Below are 15,864 nucleotides of genomic sequence, written 5' to 3' on the forward strand. Positions count from 1 at the left end.
TTCAGGTCGGATTGCTTAATACTGATAATCAACTTTGATCATATTGTAATGGGACGGGTAAACGGGGTAAGTACCTCCGTTGAGAATCCCGCTAATTCTAAAGGAACCTTTGGCATCATGGCCGCTAAAGGCATTTGTGGTGCTATTTAGGGCACCGGAGACATCCAGGCATTGCGATGGGCTGGATGAATATCGTGGGGTATAACAAACGCTGAAAGTCTGAGTTGTCGCACCATTGCTATATAAACCGATATTCCAAGATACTGTCGTAATAGTTGCCCTTGTCGGTACCGAAGAGGGCGTGGTAAAGAAATTTGAGTTGGTGTAACCGGCAGCATAAACATTTGGGGCACGGCTCGTTTGTGACCACATGCTGGTAGCGGCAAAGGAGAGCTGAGCCGTGGTTAACGCTAGAAAACCTACTGCAATTTTGGTAAATCTTTTCATTCTTTAATCCTCATTGCTAGTGAGTTATCTTACTGTTATCTGCATGCAATAGCTGTGCGATATCCAATATGGCTGGCGCACATGAAAATTGCTTGCTTATTGATTTGATTCCTATGGTTGTTCAAATCTTCCTTGATCGAATAAAAAGAATCTCACTGCAATAACAGTGGATCAAGTGAAGGCTTTGGCTGAATGTCTGAATCTGTGCGCTGGCTTGATCGATGTTGTGTGATGTTTATGCCTAAAGGGGTATTGTTTGGTTGTAGATTCTTTGTCTTTTTCGACATCGGTAGCCAGCTTTATATTCCGATTGTGCTCAGTTCAGCGGGTGGTATTTATAGGGGTGAAGAAAGTATTATCCTTATAATTGCAAAATATTTTTTCAACTTCTGCTTGCCAAACTTTTTGAGGTAGTACATAATGCACTCCTTTCGTCAATGAGGTATGGGTAAAATCTCTTTTGAATCAATGAATTAGCTGATATTCGAAGGATTTACTTCCCGCTCTAAGTTTCTTCCTCAATGGTTGTACTCACTTACTTTGATTTGATTTTTAGGTTATATCCTCGCAGTACAGATTTCTATTTTTTATCCACAGCCCGGAAGTTGGTTTCCCGGTAAATAAGTTCGATGCTTTAAAATTATCACACAGACTTATCCACAGGCTGTTGCATTTGAATTTTTCTGACTTTGAATGTTACAAAATGAGTATTTATTTTGTAACTTATTGATAATTTTTCGGAATGATCCTTTGTTAAGAAATATCACATTGATCACTTGCGCTTTTTTTGAGCATTGATCAACAAGGGGTTTTTATTTTATTCACAGGAAAATTATCTGAATCTTTTTATACGTCATAAAGATGGCTAATAATTAAGCATCTCTGGGCAAGCCCTTGGTTATCGCTGTGACGGCTCCCCGCCGTAAAAAACGGCAAGGCTTCCCACTTCTCAGGCCGCACCCGTCTTTATGACGGATTTACGCTGGCCTCCGTGGGCAGAAACGACGAGTCCCGCTGCCTGTAATGCTGTTGTGCCCTTGCGCTGGATGTTGATCGCCGCATTGATATCGCGGTCATGTTCGACATGACAAACTGGGCATTGCCAGATCCGCTTATTTAGCGGCAGTTCTGGCATTTTGTGACCGCAGCAATGACAGGTTTTCGAGCTGGCGAACCACTGATCCAGTTTGACCCCCGCCGCTGCGGCTTTGTATTCCAGTTTCATGAGGAAGCCATGCCAGCCCGCATCCCTGATAGCGCGGGCAAGGTGGCGATTCTTCATCATGTTGGCCGATTTCAGCGTCTCAACAATGACCGCCTGGTTTTCGTCAACCCTTGTTCGAGAGAGTTTGTGTTGAAAATCGGCGCGAGCATTGGCTACCCGCTCATGGACTGCCGCCAGACGTAATCGGGCCTTGCCGCGGTTAGCACTGCCCTTTTGTTTGTGGGACAGCGATTTCTGTTTGCGACGCAGGTTACGGGTGGCGTTGATAAGGTGACGCGGGTTATTGACCTTCTCCTCGGTCGACTCGATAAGATAGTGGGACAAACCCATATCACATCCTGTCACGCGGGTGATAACGCCCGGCTTTTCCGGTGCATCTTTGCCATCGTCGCACAGGATAGGTTTTTGCTAATAACTCTCAAAGTCCCTGGAAAAAGTTCATCCGGGCGAGCACGCATCATGCCATGGCGTTTCATCCATGCCATCTCCCCGTGATACTGTTTATCCAGTCATTCCTGAAGTTTTGGCTCTTCCACGGATAAATCGGTATCGCAAATGCCAACTTGTTGGAAACCAAGAGAAAGACCCCATTGTTTGATGTTGACGGCTAAAAGATTAAGATCGAGAGGCGTTGTCATGGTGGAAATCGGCTTATACTGCAAGGTGTTGCAGTGTAGCATAATTTGTTTCAGCCCAAAAATAGTGGGTTTGATAATGAAACTGAGCAGAAGATGTTAAATGTTGATAATAGAAGTGTGTTAGGGTTATCGTTTTAGCTGATGAATTAATAAAACAACAGATATTATTCGATGAAAGAACTTATTTTATCACTTAAAGATGAAGATGCGACAGTTTCTCTTGGAAGCGCGGTTGCTGCTGCCTGTAATAGTGGTAGTGTAATTTATTTATATGGTGATTTGGGTGCCGGTAAGACTACGTTTAGCCGTGGTTTTTTGCAGTCCCTGGGTCATAAAGGGCATGTAAAAAGCCCAACTTATACTTTGGTTGAGCCTTATGCTTTAACACCGAGGTCGGTTTACCATTTCGATCTTTACCGATTGGCAGATCCGGAAGAGCTGGAATTTATGGGAATACGTGATTATTTCCATCAAGATGCCATTTGTCTGGTGGAATGGCCTCAGCAAGGAGAAGGCGTATTACCGGATGCAGATATTGAATTACATTTGAGTTACCAGTCCGAAGGGAGACAGGCACATTTTATTGCTTTGTCTAAATATGGTGAGAGCTTGTTAGATAATTTGAAATATTTATAAGGGATCACCCGACCATGATGTGTCCTTTAGTCGCAAAAATGATAAAGAAATGGCAGATCAGTTTTATGATAATGTGCTGGTTGTTTATTATGATGAGCAGTTTAGTGGTAACAACCGCCACCGCGGCGACTTTATCCAATATTCACGTCAGTAACAGCATAAATGAATCTAAAGTGACGATGGTTTTTTCCGGTGGTCGCCCTAATTACAGTTTTTTTCCATTGCATTCGCCAGAGCGTTTAGTGGTAGATATCCATCAAACAGAAAAAATTGTTGGTTTACCTATGAATCTACCGGGGCAGGATTTAGTGAGGAAAATCCGTTCCAGCCAGGCACCTGATCGACAAAAAAAACGCATTGTATTTGAACTAAATAATAAAGTTAAAGTCAACTCTATAGTGCAGCAATCGGATAGTGAATATCGGGTGATTTTTACCCTGCGGGCCTCTGGGGTATCTACTGGCAAGTCTATTTTTAGAGAGAGTTCACAAGCTGCTACAGGTAAGCTATCACTTACTAACAGCAAATTGCAGACGACAAAACAGGCTGCTTTGCAAGCAACTTCTAAGGGCGGTCAGCGGGTAGTTGTCGCTATTGATGCAGGACATGGTGGTCAAGACCCCGGTGCGATTGGGCAACGTGGATTGAAAGAGAAAAATGTGACTATCAGTGTAGCGCGCAAACTTGAAGCATTGTTACGCAATGATCCTATGTTCAAACCCGTTTTGACCCGTAATGGAGACTATTTTATTTCTGTTGCTGGTCGTTCTGAGGTTGCACGTAAACATAGCGCAAATATGCTGATTTCTATTCATGCGGATGCCGCTCCTAATCGCAGTGCGCGTGGTGCTTCTGTCTGGGTGCTGTCAAACAAGCGTGCAAACAGTGAATTGGGTAATTGGCTTGAACAGCATGAGAAACAGTCTGAGTTACTGGGTGGTGCAGGTAATGCCTTGGCAAATGGTGCTGATCCTTATCTAAGCCAGGCGGTGCTGGATTTGCAATTCGGCCACTCCCAGCGGGTGGGCTATAATGTTGCAGTACAGGTTTTGAGTGAATTGCGCAAGGTCGGTTTATTACATAAACGTTCGCCAGAACATGCTAGCTTAGGTGTGTTACGTTCACCAGATATTCCTTCAATTTTGGTGGAAACAGGATTTATCAGTAACTCGGCTGAAGAAACATTACTGGGTTCCAATGATTTTCAGGATAAGCTAGCAAGTGCTATCCATCGGGGGTTGCGCAACTATTTTCTAGCAAATCCATTACAGGCTGTACCTGAAACAGCCAAGAAGTAAAGGTTAAATATGGCGATCAAGATCTTACCTCCTCAATTAGCAAACCAAATTGCGGCTGGCGAAGTCGTAGAACGCCCTGCATCAGTAGTAAAAGAGTTGGTGGAGAATAGCCTTGATGCTGGCGCTAGCCGTATTGATATTGAAATTGAGCGCGGTGGAGTAAAACTTATTCGTGTCCGTGATAATGGCTGTGGCATCAACCATCAGGATCTTGCGCTAGCGTTGGCTCGTCATGCTACCAGTAAGATTGCTACCCTTGATGATTTGGAAGCCATTATCAGTATGGGATTCCGTGGAGAGGCGCTGGCTAGTATCAGCTCAGTTTCGCGTCTGACATTAACTTCCCGTACTGAAGAACAGCATGAAGCCTGGCAAGCTTACGCGGAAGGGCGGGATATGGCAGTGACCGTAAAGCCGGCAGCACATCCAGTAGGCAGTACTGTTGAAGTATTGGATCTCTTTTATAACACCCCCGCGCGGCGCAAGTTTCTGCGAACAGAAAAAACGGAATTTGGTCATATTGATGAAGTCGTTAGACGCATTGCGTTGGCGCGTTTGGATGTATTAATCAATTTGCATCATAACGGTAAATTGGTGCGCCAATACCGGCCGGCAAAAGATGAATCGCAGTATGAGCGGCGGTTGGCCTCCATTTGTGGTACCGCTTTTATGCAACGGGCACTTTCTCTTTCCTGGCAGCACGACGATTTATCGATTAAAGGATGGGTTGTTGACCCGATGAATACTGAGGCGAGTGGCGATATTCAATATTGTTATGTAAACGGGCGTATGATGCGTGATCGCTTAATTAATCATGCTATCCGTCAGGCTTATCAAGATTTGCTTCGAGGAGAACAACAGCCTGCTTATGTTTTATATTTGGAGGTTGATCCACATCAAGTGGATGTGAATGTGCATCCTGCGAAGCATGAAGTTCGCTTCCATCAAGCCCGTTTGGTACATGATTTTATCTATCAGGGTGTAACAGCCGTATTGAAACAGCGCGGAAGCGGTGCCGAACTGGATATGGCTTGCTGTGAACCTGCGCCAGCCTGGGAGCCGGAAAACCGGCCATCAGCAGGGGGAAATCATTTTTCTCGGCAAAACAATGCGACATCTGTGGCAACATCATCACCAAAAGAGGTTTTGTCAAGTAAAGGGAATATGGGGGGCTCTCGCGGTGGTGAAAATCGCCAATATCATGGAGATCATTATCAGAAACGTCAGGGTGAGGTATATCAGAAACTGATGCAGTCTGAACCTGAAGAAAAAAGAGAGCTGTTTCCAGCAAGAACCGCTCCGGTTATGGCAGAAAAGGTCACTTCTGCTCTTGTTCAGGTTAAAAATAGCAATCATAGTTTTGGTAAGGTATTGAGCATATATTCACCATGTTATGCTCTGATTGAATCTCCATTGGGAATTGGGTTGTTATCTTTGCCGGTAGCTGAGCGCTGGTTAAGACAAGCACAGTTAACACCAACAGAGCAAGGGCTGAAATCACAGCCATTGTTGATACCGCTGAAACTATCTCTTAGTAAAGAGGAAGCTGATGCTTTAAATCGTTATAGTGACTTATTGGGCTCTTTTGGTATTGAAGCATCTGTATCTCATGGAAAAGCGATACTATGTGCGGTATCGTTACCATTACGTCAACAAAATCTGCCTAAATTAATTCCTGAGTTGCTAGGTTATTTAGCACAACAGCCATCAGCATCGGCAGAACAGGTTGTAACCTGGCTTGCTCGTCATATCGGCAGTGAGTATGGAACGTGGAACGTTGCTCAGGCGGTGCAATTATTAGCTGATGTTGAGCGTCTTTGCCCACAACTGGTAAAATCTCCACCAGATGGGTTATTACAATTAATTGATTTACAAGCAGTGGTGGTATCTCTTACTCATGAGTGATCAGAAAACTCAACATCTACCAACGGCAATTTTTGTTATGGGTCCGACGGCCTCAGGCAAAACAGCTTTATCTGTTGCTTTACGCCAGCATCTTCCTGTGGAGCTGATCAGCGTTGATTCTGCGCTAATTTATCGTGGAATGGATATTGGTACCGCCAAACCAACAACCGAAGAGCAAGCGTTGGCGCCTCATCGTTTAATCAATATTCTGGACCCCTCTCAACCTTATTCTGCTGCTGATTTTTGTCACGATGCATTGAAGGAGATGGCAGAAATTACTGCTTCTGGTCGTATTCCTCTGCTGGTGGGAGGAACGATGCTCTATTTCAAGGCGTTACTTGAAGGTTTGTCGCCTTTACCTTCTGCTAATCCGGTTATTCGGGCACAAATAGAACAACAGGCGGCAAAGCAAGGATGGGATGCATTGCATCAGCAACTACAGAAGATTGATCCTGTGGCGGCGTTAAGAATTCATCCTAATGATCCACAGAGACTTTCTCGGGCACTGGAAGTTTTTCTTATTTCAGGTAAAACTCTCACTGAACTGACTAAATTGTCAGGAGAATCGCTGCCTTATCGTGTTCATCAATTTGCTATTGCACCGGCAAAACGTGAACTCCTTCATCAACGCATTGAAGCGCGTTTTCATCAAATGCTTGAATCAGGGTTTGAAGAGGAAGTTAAAGCACTTTATGCTCGTCGTGATTTGCATGTGGATTTACCTTCTATTCGTTGTGTCGGTTATCGTCAGATGTGGTCTTATCTTTCCGGCGAAATTGACTACGATGAAATGATTTATCGCGGTATTTGTGCGACGCGCCAGTTGGCAAAGCGTCAGGTAACTTGGCTCAGAGGTTGGAAGTCGGTTCATTGGTTGGATAGTTCTCAACCAGAGCAAGCTTTAAGCACAGTTATGCAGGTTGTTAGTGCATAGGTTTATTGATTGTGTACAATTGATGAGTACCAAAGCGCAATTTTTGAGTAGTTCATTTTTTCGAACCTTTAGGTTCTTAGTTAAAAACAACAAAATAAGGAAAATATAGAATGGCTAAGGGGCAATCTTTGCAAGATCCGTTCCTGAACGCATTGCGGCGTGAAAGGGTCCCGGTTTCTATTTATTTGGTCAACGGCATCAAATTGCAGGGTCAGATTGAATCTTTTGACCAGTTTGTCATTTTACTGAAAAATACGGTTAGCCAGATGGTTTATAAACATGCCATCTCTACTGTTGTACCTTCCCGCCCAGTTTCTCATCACAGTAGCAATACGAGTGTAGGGGCGAGCGTAGGTAATTATCATTCTGGTGGTGTTTCTGCTCCGGCAGCGCAACAGGAAAGTGATGGCACTGAATAAGTTTGAGAGCAGTAATAGAATGAAGAAAAACATAGGGAGGGGGTTTTACCTATGTTTTTTCCTGTAGTTTTTTACTCAGCCTGAGAGGTCGCACCTTTGTTTGAACGTTATGAAGGCGGCGAACAAGCCGTTGTGGTGCATGTTTTTTTCTCGCAGGATAAAGACACAGATAATCTCAGTGAGTTTGAATCACTGGTAACTTCTGCTGGTGTAGTTCCTGTGCAAATTGTCACGGGGAGCAGGAAAGCCCCTCATCCGAAATATTTTGTTGGAGAAGGTAAGGCGGAAGAGATTGCTGAGGCGGTACAGGCTAGTGGTGCTGATGTTGTGTTGTTTAATCATGCACTCAGTCCTGCACAGGAACGCAATCTTGAGCGGCTCTGTCAGTGTCGAGTTATCGACCGCACCGGCGTGATTCTGGATATTTTTGCCCAACGGGCGCGGACTCACGAAGGGAAGTTACAGGTAGAGTTGGCGCAGCTACGTCATCTTTCTACCCGTCTTGTCCGGGGATGGACTCACCTTGAACGTCAGAAAGGTGGGATTGGTTTGAGAGGGCCGGGGGAAACGCAGCTTGAGACGGACCGGCGTTTATTGCGGGATAAAATCCGTCAGATCCTGAGTCGTCTGAGCCGGGTTGAGAAACAGCGTGAACAGGGGCGTCAAGCGCGAAATAAAGCGGATATACCGACGGTTTCACTGGTGGGATATACCAACGCCGGTAAATCGAGTTTGTTTAACCGTATGACGGCTGCTGAGGTTTATGCAGCTGATCAATTGTTTGCTACGCTGGATCCAACGTTGCGACGGATTGAAGTTAATGATGTTGGTACGGTGGTATTGGCTGATACGGTTGGCTTTATCCGTCATTTGCCTCATGATCTGGTGGCGGCATTTAAAGCAACATTGCAGGAAACCCGGCAAGCAACATTGTTGCTGCATATTGTTGATGCTGCGGATAGCCGCATCGACGAAAATATTGCCGCTGTCGACAGCGTACTGGAAGAAATTGAAGCGCATGAAATTCCGGTACTGTTGGTGATGAATAAGATTGATATGCTGGACAGCTTCATGCCACGTATTGATCGCAACGAAGATAACTTACCGGTTAGAGTTTGGCTGTCTGCGCAAACCGGTAAAGGTATCCCGTTATTGTTACAAGCGTTAACGGAGCGTCTTTCGGGTGAAATTGCACACTACGAATTGCGTTTGCCTCCGGAAGCAGGTCGTTTACGCAGCCGCTTCTATCAACTGCAAGCAATAGAGAAAGAGTGGATAGAAGAGGACGGTAAAGTTGGTATCGAAGTGAGAATGCCGATTGTTGACTGGCGCCGTCTATGCAAACAAGAACAGGATTTGTTTGATTATGTTGTCTGATGTGCCTGTCAGGTGAATATCAGAAAACTTATGTGATTGAGAGTCGGCTTGTTTATAAGAGGCTCTTGGCCTGAAAAACCAATCATAAAAGAATGGAGCTAAAACATGGCGTGGAATCAGCCCGGGAACAACGGACAAGACCGCGACCCGTGGGGAAGCAGCAATAAAAGCGGCAATTCCGGCGGGAACAAAAGTAGTCGAAACCGTGGGGCATCTGATCTCGACGATCTGTTCCGTAAGCTGAGCAGTAAACTCGGGGGTTTTGGTGGGAACAAGGGCGGTAATGGTTCTGACCAAGGGGCAAAATTTGGCGGGCGTATTGTTAGCCTTGTCGCTGCTGTTGTCGTCGTGATCTGGGCCGCTAGCGGTTTTTATACGATTAAAGAGACAGAACGTGGTGTTGTTACCCGTTTGGGTAAACTTAGCCATATTGTGCAGCCAGGTCTGAACTGGAAACCCACATTCATTGATGAAGTTGTTCCAGTTAACGTGGAATCTGTTCGTGAATTGGCAACCTCTGGCGTGATGCTGACATCGGATGAAAGCGTTGTTCGCGTGGAGATGAACGTGCAATATCGTGTGACTGATCCTGCTGCTTATCTTTATAGCGTGACAAGTCCTGATAACAGCCTGCGTCAGGCGACAGATAGCGCGGTACGTGGTGTTGTTGGTAAATATACGATGGATAAAATCTTAACGGCAAATCGTATGATTGTCCGTGATGATACTCAGCGTGAGTTGGAAAGGACGATTCTTCCGTACCGCATGGGAATAACTTTGTTGGATGTTAACTTCCAGGCTGCTCGTCCGCCAGAAGAAGTCAAGGCTGCTTTTGACGATGTTATTGCTGCACGTGAGAATGAACAGCAGTCTATTCGTGAAGCGGAGGCTTATTCGAACGAAGTCTTGCCACGTGCGAAAGGTGATGCGCAACGTATCATTGAAGAGGCGAAAGCTTATAAGGCTCGTGTAGTCTTGGAAGCACAGGGGGAAGTGGCGGGCTTTGCCAAAATGCTGCCTAGGTATAAAGAGGCGCCTGAGATTACCCGTGAACGTCTGTACATTGAAACGATGGAGAAAGTATTGAGCCGTACTCGCAAAATTATTGTTAATGATCACAATAACAATTTGTTGGTATTGCCATTAGAACAAATGTTACGTGGTGATGTTTCTGGTGTTAAAAAAGAGGGAACAGTGCAATCAGATAATACGGTAGCTTCCGACCTGCGGGGTACCCGTCCAACGGTGCCTTCAAATTCAGGCCGGGGAGCGAATTATAACCGAACAGATAATCTGCGTAATGACATTATCAGGGTAGGGAGATAATAATCATGCGTAAATCATTAGTCGTTGTTATTGTCGCGGTATTAGTTGCACTCTATGCCTCTCTATTTATCGTGCAGGAAGGACAGCGTGGTATTGTACTGCGTTTTGGTAAGGTTCTGCGCGATGCAGGAAATAAACCGATTGTTTATGAGCCGGGGTTACATTTCAAAATACCTTTTGTTGAAACGGTGAAAACCCTGGATGCTCGTATCCAGACTATGGATATTCAAGCCGACCGTTTCTTGACCAGTGAAAATAAGGACCTGATAGTTGATTCTTACCTGAAATGGCGGATTAATGATTTCAGCCGTTATTATCTGGCGACCGGCAATGGTGATATTTCTCAAGCAGAAGTATTGTTAAAGCGTAAATTCAGTGACCGCCTGCGTTCTGAGATTGGCCGTAAGGATGTTCGTGGTATCGTAACGGATTCCCGTGGTCAATTGACCACCGATGTTCGTGATGCGCTGAACAAAGGTACAACGGATAAAGAAACAGCGAGTACAACTGAAGCGGATGATGCTATTGCATCAGCGGCGGCGCGTGTAGAGCGAGAAACGGCAGATAAACAGCTTGCTATCAATCCGAACAGTATGGCGGCATTGGGTATTGAAGTTGTTGATGTGCGTATCAAACAAATCAATTTACCACTGGAAGTTTCAGAAGCGATTTACCAGCGTATGCGCGCTGAGCGTGAAGCGGTAGCTCGTCGTCATCGTTCACAAGGTTTGGAAGAAGCAGAAAAGCTGCGTGCAGCAGCAGATAAGCAAGTTATTGAAATCCGTGCAAAAGCGGAGCGTGAAGCGCTTACATTGCGTGGTGCTGGTGATGCGGAAACCGCTAAACTGTTTGCTGATGCATTCAGTCAAGCGCCAGATTTCTATACCTTTATCCGTAGCTTACGTGCTTACGAGAAAAGCTTTAGTGAAGACGGGAAAGATGTTCTGGTATTAAGCCCAGAAGCTGATTTCTTCCGCTATATGAAAGCACCTGAAAAGCGTGCAGTTCAGCACTAATGAGTTTTGAATCACTCAGTAAGGCCCGCATCAGGCGGGCCTTGTCATGTCTGGTGGCTAACAAAAATAACGGATGTGATAAAAATTACTGAAAGGTGTGGGATGAGATGTTAGAATCCATTTTTAAGCAACCGAGTGAATTTTGAAATGGGTAAGAACGTTGTCGTATTGGGCACCCAATGGGGTGACGAGGGCAAGGGCAAGATCGTCGACTTGCTGACTGAACGAGCTAAGTATGTTGTTCGTTATCAAGGGGGCCATAATGCTGGTCATACACTGGTTATCAACGGTGAAAAAACCGTTCTCCACTTAATCCCATCAGGGATCCTGCGTGAAAATGTTATCAGTATTATTGCAAATGGCGTCGTATTAGCGCCTGATGCGCTGATGAAAGAGATGAACGCATTAGAATCCCGTGGTATTCCTGTTCGCGAGCGCCTGCTCATTTCAGAAGCCTGTCCACTTATTCTTCCATACCATGTTGCATTAGATAATGCCCGCGAGAAAGCGCGTGGTGCAAAAGCAATTGGTACAACCGGTCGTGGTATTGGCCCTGCGTATGAAGATAAAGTTGCTCGTCGTGGTCTGCGTGTTGGTGATTTGTTTGATAAGGAAGCATTCGCAGTTAAGCTGAAAGAAATTATCGAATATCACAATTTCCAACTGGTTAACTACTACAAAGAACCGGCGGTTGATTACCAGAAAACCCTAGATGAAATCATGGCTGTTGCCGATATTTTGACGGATATGGTCGTCGACGTTTCTGATTTGTTGTATAAAGCAACTCAGAAAGGTGAATTGGTTATGTTCGAAGGTGCACAGGGCACATTGTTGGATATTGACCACGGTACTTACCCATATGTGACCTCTTCCAACACTACCGCGGGTGGTGTTGCAACAGGTTCCGGTTTAGGTCCGTGCTATGTTGATTATGTTTTGGGGATCATCAAAGCATACTCTACTCGTGTCGGTGCTGGTCCATTCCCAACTGAACTGTTTGATGAAACTGGCAGTTACTTGCGCGAAAAAGGCCAAGAGTTTGGCGCGACTACGGGGCGTAGCCGCCGTACTGGTTGGTTGGATATCATTGCCATCCGTCGTGCAGTACAGATCAACTCACTGTCAGGTTTCTGTATGACCAAACTGGACGTGCTGGATGGCTTGAAAGAAGTAAAAATCTGCACTGGTTACCGTATGCCTGATGGCAGTGTAATTGAAACTACACCTCTGGCAGCGGATGACTGGGAAGGTATTGAGCCTATTTATGAGACCATGCCTGGTTGGAATGAAAGCACTTTCGGTGTGAAAGAGCATAGAAGATTGCCTCAGGCGGCATTGAACTATATCAAACGTGTAGAAGAGCTGACCGGCGTTCCGGTTGATATTATTTCTACAGGCCCGGATCGTTCAGAAACTATCATTCTGCGTGATCCGTTTGATGCCTGATGGTACCTATAATCAGGTGAAGCCGGGCTTTTCAGCCCGGTTTTTTGCTATTTATTGTGGCCTTTTTTGTTTAACGATGAGGAGATCAACATGATTTTGGTAGATTCATGGTATATAAGTTGAACAAATACTTATTTTTTCAGTTTGTTCTCGGATATATTAGTTTATATCTTATTATCCAGAGGTTGATGTGCAGTTAACGAGTTTTACAGATTATGGCTTGCGCGCGCTAATTTATATGGCTTCTTTACCGCAAAGCCGGATGACCAGTATTTCTGAAGTTGCTGATATTTATGGTGTTTCTCGTAACCACATGGTAAAAATCATTAACCAATTGAGTCATTTAGGATTAGTAGATGCTGTTCGTGGTAAAAACGGCGGTATCCGTTTAGGTAAACCAGCGAAGGATATCAGAATTGGCGATGTCGTTCGCGCTCTTGAGCCATTATCATTGGTTAACTGTAGTCAGGAATCTTGCCATATCACTTCTGCGTGTCGTCTGAAGGTCGTATTAAATCAGGCAATAGAAAAGTTTTTAGAAGAACTGGATAAGCATACTTTAGCTGATATGATTGAAGATAATATCCCCCTTTACAAGCTGCTTCTGACCGAATGAAGAAATGGCGCAAACAGCCTGCTGATGACAACGGAGGAACAGCTATGTCACAAGATCCTTTTTTGGGGCGCGAAGCAGAAAAATACGAATCACCTATTCCAAGCCGTGAGTACATCTTAGACATTATTGCTAAACATACTGTACCGGTAAGTCGCCAGGAACTGGCACAAGAGCTGAATCTGATTAACGATGAGGATATTGAAGCGTTACGTCGTCGTTTACGGGCTATGGAACGTGATGGTCAATTAGTTTTCACTCGTCGCCAATGTTATGCCTTGCCGGAAAGATTGGATTTACTGAAAGGTACTGTAATTGGGCATAGAGATGGTTATGGTTTCCTACGAGTAGAAGGTCACAAAGACGATTTTTATCTCTCTGCCGAGCAGTTAAAAATGGCTATTCATGGTGATGTTGTGCTGGCACAACCATTGTCCCTGAATCGCAAAGGGCGTAATGAAGCGCGTATCGTTCGTGTATTGGTGCCTAAGACCAGTCAGATTGTTGGCCGTTATTTTCTTGATTCTGGTATGGGATTTGTTGTGCCGGATGATAGCCGTTTAAGCTTTGATATCTTGATCCCGAAAGATGAAAGCGGTGGTGCTCGCATGGGGAATGTGGTGGTAGTCGAGTTAATTACACGCCCGGCGCGCCGCACAAAAGCTATCGGTAAGATTGTTCAAGTGTTGGGTGAAAAGATGGGAACGAACATGGCAGTGGAAATTGCCCTACGTACTCATGAAATTCCCCACAGTTGGCCGCCACAGGTGGAAAACCAGGTTGCTTCCTTGGATGAGCAGGTACCAGAATCGGCGAAAAAAGGCCGTGTTGATCTGCGTACTCTGCCGTTGGTGACAATCGATGGTGAAGATGCCCGTGATTTTGATGATGCCGTTTATTGTGAAAGAAAGCAAAGCGGTGGTTGGCGTTTATGGGTTGCCATTGCTGATGTCAGTTACTATGTGCGCCCACAAACGGCGTTAGATACCGAAGCACGTAGCCGGAGTAACTCGGTTTACTTCCCATCTCAGGTTGTCCCCATGTTGCCGGAGGTGCTTTCTAATGGCCTCTGTTCTCTGAACCCGCAGGTTGATCGCCTTTGTATGGTGTGTGAGATGACGATTTCAGCACAGGGGAGATTATCATCCTATAAATTTTACGAAGCCGTCATGAATTCTCACGCCCGTCTGACATATACCAAAGTATGGCGTATGTTGCAGGGTGATGAAGAGCTGTGTGAGCACTACAAGCCACTGGTTCAGCATATTGAGCATTTACATGAATTGTACCAGGCATTAGAAAATGCCCGTGAGCAACGTGGTGCAATCTCGTTTGAGTCAGAAGAGGCGAAGTTTATCTTTAATGCTGAACGTCGTATCGAGCGAATTGAACCGATTGTTCGCAATGATGCTCATAAGTTGATTGAAGAGTGCATGATTCTGGCGAATATTGCTGCGGCGCGCTTCGTGGAAAAAAATGGGGAGCCGGTGCTTTACCGTATTCATGATCGGCCAAAAGAAGAGAGCATTGTTAACCTGCGTTCGGTTTTTGGCGAATTGGGATTGACGCTGCCCGGTGGCATGCAACCAACACCAAAGGATTATGCGCAACTGATGCATCAAGTGGCTGAACGCCCGGATCATGAGCTACTGCAAACCCTATTACTGCGTTCAATGAAACAGGCAATTTATGATCCGGAAAACCGGGGTCACTTCGGTCTGTCATTAAATTCTTATGCGCATTTTACCTCCCCTATCCGCCGTTACCCGGATCTGGTGTTGCATCGGGCGATTAAATATCTGTTAGCGAAACAGGAAAGCATTGTTGAGCAATGTGGAACACCGACTGGGGGATGGCACAGTGATATGGAACAGATGTTGCAACTGGGCCAACACTGCTCCATGACAGAGCGCCGCGCAGATGAAGCGACGAGAGACGTCGCCGATTGGCTTAAGTGTGATTTTATGCAGGATCAGGTGGGCAATACTTTTACTGGGATCATCACGAGTGTGACAGGTTTTGGTTTCTTTGTTCGCTTGAATGAGCTGTTTATTGACGGCCTAGTGCATGTTTCCACATTGAGTAATGATTATTATCATTTCGATAATATCGGTCAGCGTTTAGTTGGTGAATACTCGGGTAAAACTTTCCGGTTAGGGGATGAAGTTGAAATTCGTGTGGAAGCGGTTCATATGGATGAACGTAATATTGACTTTAAGCTGCTTTCTACCACCCGCAAAGCCCGGAATGTAGGTAAAACAGCGCACGATAGAGAGAGAAAAGTAGAACTTGGCCGCGAAAGCAGTAAGAAAAATGGGCGTGGTTATCGCAAAGAAGCTCATTTTGAGCCTGATGGTGCTGTTTGTAAAGAGCGATCTGCGGATAAGCCTAAAGGGGATAAGAAAAAGGGTAAGACGTTTTCTACCAAAACTCAGAAAATTGTCGCTAAATTCAAAGCCAAACGGGCTAAGAAAAGCGCAGATAAATAATCAAAGGGCTATCCTGTTGCAGGATAGCCTGAATATTTTAATCTCCCCCTGAGTACGTAAAGCCTATCGAATGAGGCTCACAGTATTCGTCAGTG

General features: G+C 45.2%; 12 protein-coding genes and 2 pseudogenes. 11 read left to right on the top strand and 3 right to left on the bottom strand.

The genetic code is table 11. The features are described from left to right. Positions 1-15: 15 nt before the first annotated feature. The 3 genes and pseudogenes from AACQ83_RS08860 to AACQ83_RS08870 form a co-directional block, all read right to left on the bottom strand. Positions 16-447 carry a flagellar protein FlhE gene (locus AACQ83_RS08860; protein ID WP_112877152.1) on the bottom strand — a complete coding sequence of 144 codons (432 nt, stop codon included), beginning with the start codon at positions 445-447 and terminating at the stop codon, positions 16-18. Positions 448-1,396: 949 nt separating this feature from the next. Further along, positions 1,397-2,071, bottom strand: a pseudogene (locus AACQ83_RS08865) (RNA-guided endonuclease InsQ/TnpB family protein); the annotation flags it as partial. Beyond that, positions 2,068-2,310: pseudogene (locus AACQ83_RS08870) on the bottom strand (tRNA epoxyqueuosine(34) reductase QueG); the annotation flags it as partial. The pseudogenes AACQ83_RS08865 and AACQ83_RS08870, both read right to left, overlap by 4 nt. A gap of 171 nt (positions 2,311-2,481) precedes the next feature. Between AACQ83_RS08870 and tsaE the strand changes: the two are divergent. From tsaE to rnr, 11 genes are all read left to right on the top strand, one after another. After that, on the top strand, positions 2,482-2,946 hold the full coding sequence (gene tsaE / locus AACQ83_RS08875) for a tRNA (adenosine(37)-N6)-threonylcarbamoyltransferase complex ATPase subunit type 1 TsaE (protein ID WP_112877153.1): 465 nt from the start codon (positions 2,482-2,484) through the stop codon (positions 2,944-2,946). A gap of 14 nt (positions 2,947-2,960) precedes the next feature. Further along, a complete protein-coding gene (locus AACQ83_RS08880; RefSeq protein WP_112877154.1) occupies positions 2,961-4,244 on the top strand; it encodes an N-acetylmuramoyl-L-alanine amidase in 1,284 nt (427 codons plus the stop codon). 9 nt (positions 4,245-4,253) lie between these two features. After that, entirely contained in the window at positions 4,254-6,149 is a 1,896-nt protein-coding gene (gene mutL, locus AACQ83_RS08885; RefSeq protein WP_112877155.1) for a DNA mismatch repair endonuclease MutL, read from the top strand. Next, on the top strand, positions 6,142-7,083 hold the full coding sequence (gene miaA / locus AACQ83_RS08890) for a tRNA (adenosine(37)-N6)-dimethylallyltransferase MiaA (RefSeq protein ID WP_112877156.1): 942 nt from the start codon (positions 6,142-6,144) through the stop codon (positions 7,081-7,083). The genes mutL and miaA overlap by 8 nt, the downstream gene beginning before the upstream one ends. 110 nt (positions 7,084-7,193) lie before the next feature. After that, on the top strand, positions 7,194-7,502 hold the full coding sequence (gene hfq / locus AACQ83_RS08895) for an RNA chaperone Hfq (RefSeq protein WP_011148654.1): 309 nt from the start codon (positions 7,194-7,196) through the stop codon (positions 7,500-7,502). Between the two features lie 96 nt (positions 7,503-7,598). After that, a complete protein-coding gene (gene hflX / locus AACQ83_RS08900) occupies positions 7,599-8,879 on the top strand; it encodes a ribosome rescue GTPase HflX (protein ID WP_112877157.1) in 1,281 nt (426 codons plus the stop codon). A 105-nt stretch (positions 8,880-8,984) separates the two neighbouring features. Continuing rightward, positions 8,985-10,205 (top strand): FtsH protease activity modulator HflK, encoded by a 1,221-nt coding sequence (hflK, locus tag AACQ83_RS08905; protein ID WP_112877158.1) that lies wholly within the window; start codon positions 8,985-8,987, stop codon positions 10,203-10,205. A gap of 5 nt (positions 10,206-10,210) precedes the next feature. Then, the gene (hflC, locus tag AACQ83_RS08910) at positions 10,211-11,221 is read left to right on the top strand and encodes a protease modulator HflC (protein ID WP_112877159.1); all 1,011 of its coding nucleotides are present in this window, start codon (positions 10,211-10,213) and stop codon (positions 11,219-11,221) included. Positions 11,222-11,368: 147 nt separating this feature from the next. Beyond that, entirely contained in the window at positions 11,369-12,667 is a 1,299-nt protein-coding gene (locus tag AACQ83_RS08915; RefSeq protein WP_112877160.1) for an adenylosuccinate synthase, read from the top strand. 190 nt (positions 12,668-12,857) lie between these two features. Continuing rightward, positions 12,858-13,283 carry a nitric oxide-sensing transcriptional repressor NsrR gene (nsrR, locus tag AACQ83_RS08920; RefSeq protein WP_112877161.1) on the top strand — a complete coding sequence of 142 codons (426 nt, stop codon included), beginning with the start codon at positions 12,858-12,860 and terminating at the stop codon, positions 13,281-13,283. A gap of 44 nt (positions 13,284-13,327) precedes the next feature. Next, on the top strand, positions 13,328-15,769 hold the full coding sequence (rnr, locus tag AACQ83_RS08925; protein ID WP_112877231.1) for a ribonuclease R: 2,442 nt from the start codon (positions 13,328-13,330) through the stop codon (positions 15,767-15,769). The last annotated feature ends 95 nt before the right edge of the window (positions 15,770-15,864 follow it).

This window comes from Photorhabdus sp. S10-54, assembly GCF_963878145.1.
In the GTDB taxonomy this organism is placed as follows: domain Bacteria; phylum Pseudomonadota; class Gammaproteobacteria; order Enterobacterales; family Enterobacteriaceae; genus Photorhabdus; species Photorhabdus kayaii.

Excerpts from the sequence above, each read along its gene's own strand:
- AACQ83_RS08860 (WP_112877152.1), bottom strand. The coding sequence starts at position 447 with ATGAAAAGATTTACCAAAATTGCAGTAGGTTTTCTAGCGTTAACCACG.
- tsaE (WP_112877153.1), top strand. The coding sequence starts at position 2,482 with ATGAAAGAACTTATTTTATCACTTAAAGATGAAGATGCGACAGTTTCT.
- AACQ83_RS08880 (WP_112877154.1), top strand. The coding sequence starts at position 2,961 with ATGATGTGTCCTTTAGTCGCAAAAATGATAAAGAAATGGCAGATCAGT.
- mutL (WP_112877155.1), top strand. The coding sequence starts at position 4,254 with ATGGCGATCAAGATCTTACCTCCTCAATTAGCAAACCAAATTGCGGCT.
- miaA (WP_112877156.1), top strand. The coding sequence starts at position 6,142 with ATGAGTGATCAGAAAACTCAACATCTACCAACGGCAATTTTTGTTATG.
- hfq (WP_011148654.1), top strand. The coding sequence starts at position 7,194 with ATGGCTAAGGGGCAATCTTTGCAAGATCCGTTCCTGAACGCATTGCGG.
- hflK (WP_112877158.1), top strand. The coding sequence starts at position 8,985 with ATGGCGTGGAATCAGCCCGGGAACAACGGACAAGACCGCGACCCGTGG.
- hflC (WP_112877159.1), top strand. The coding sequence starts at position 10,211 with ATGCGTAAATCATTAGTCGTTGTTATTGTCGCGGTATTAGTTGCACTC.
- AACQ83_RS08915 (WP_112877160.1), top strand. The coding sequence starts at position 11,369 with ATGGGTAAGAACGTTGTCGTATTGGGCACCCAATGGGGTGACGAGGGC.
- rnr (WP_112877231.1), top strand. The coding sequence starts at position 13,328 with ATGTCACAAGATCCTTTTTTGGGGCGCGAAGCAGAAAAATACGAATCA.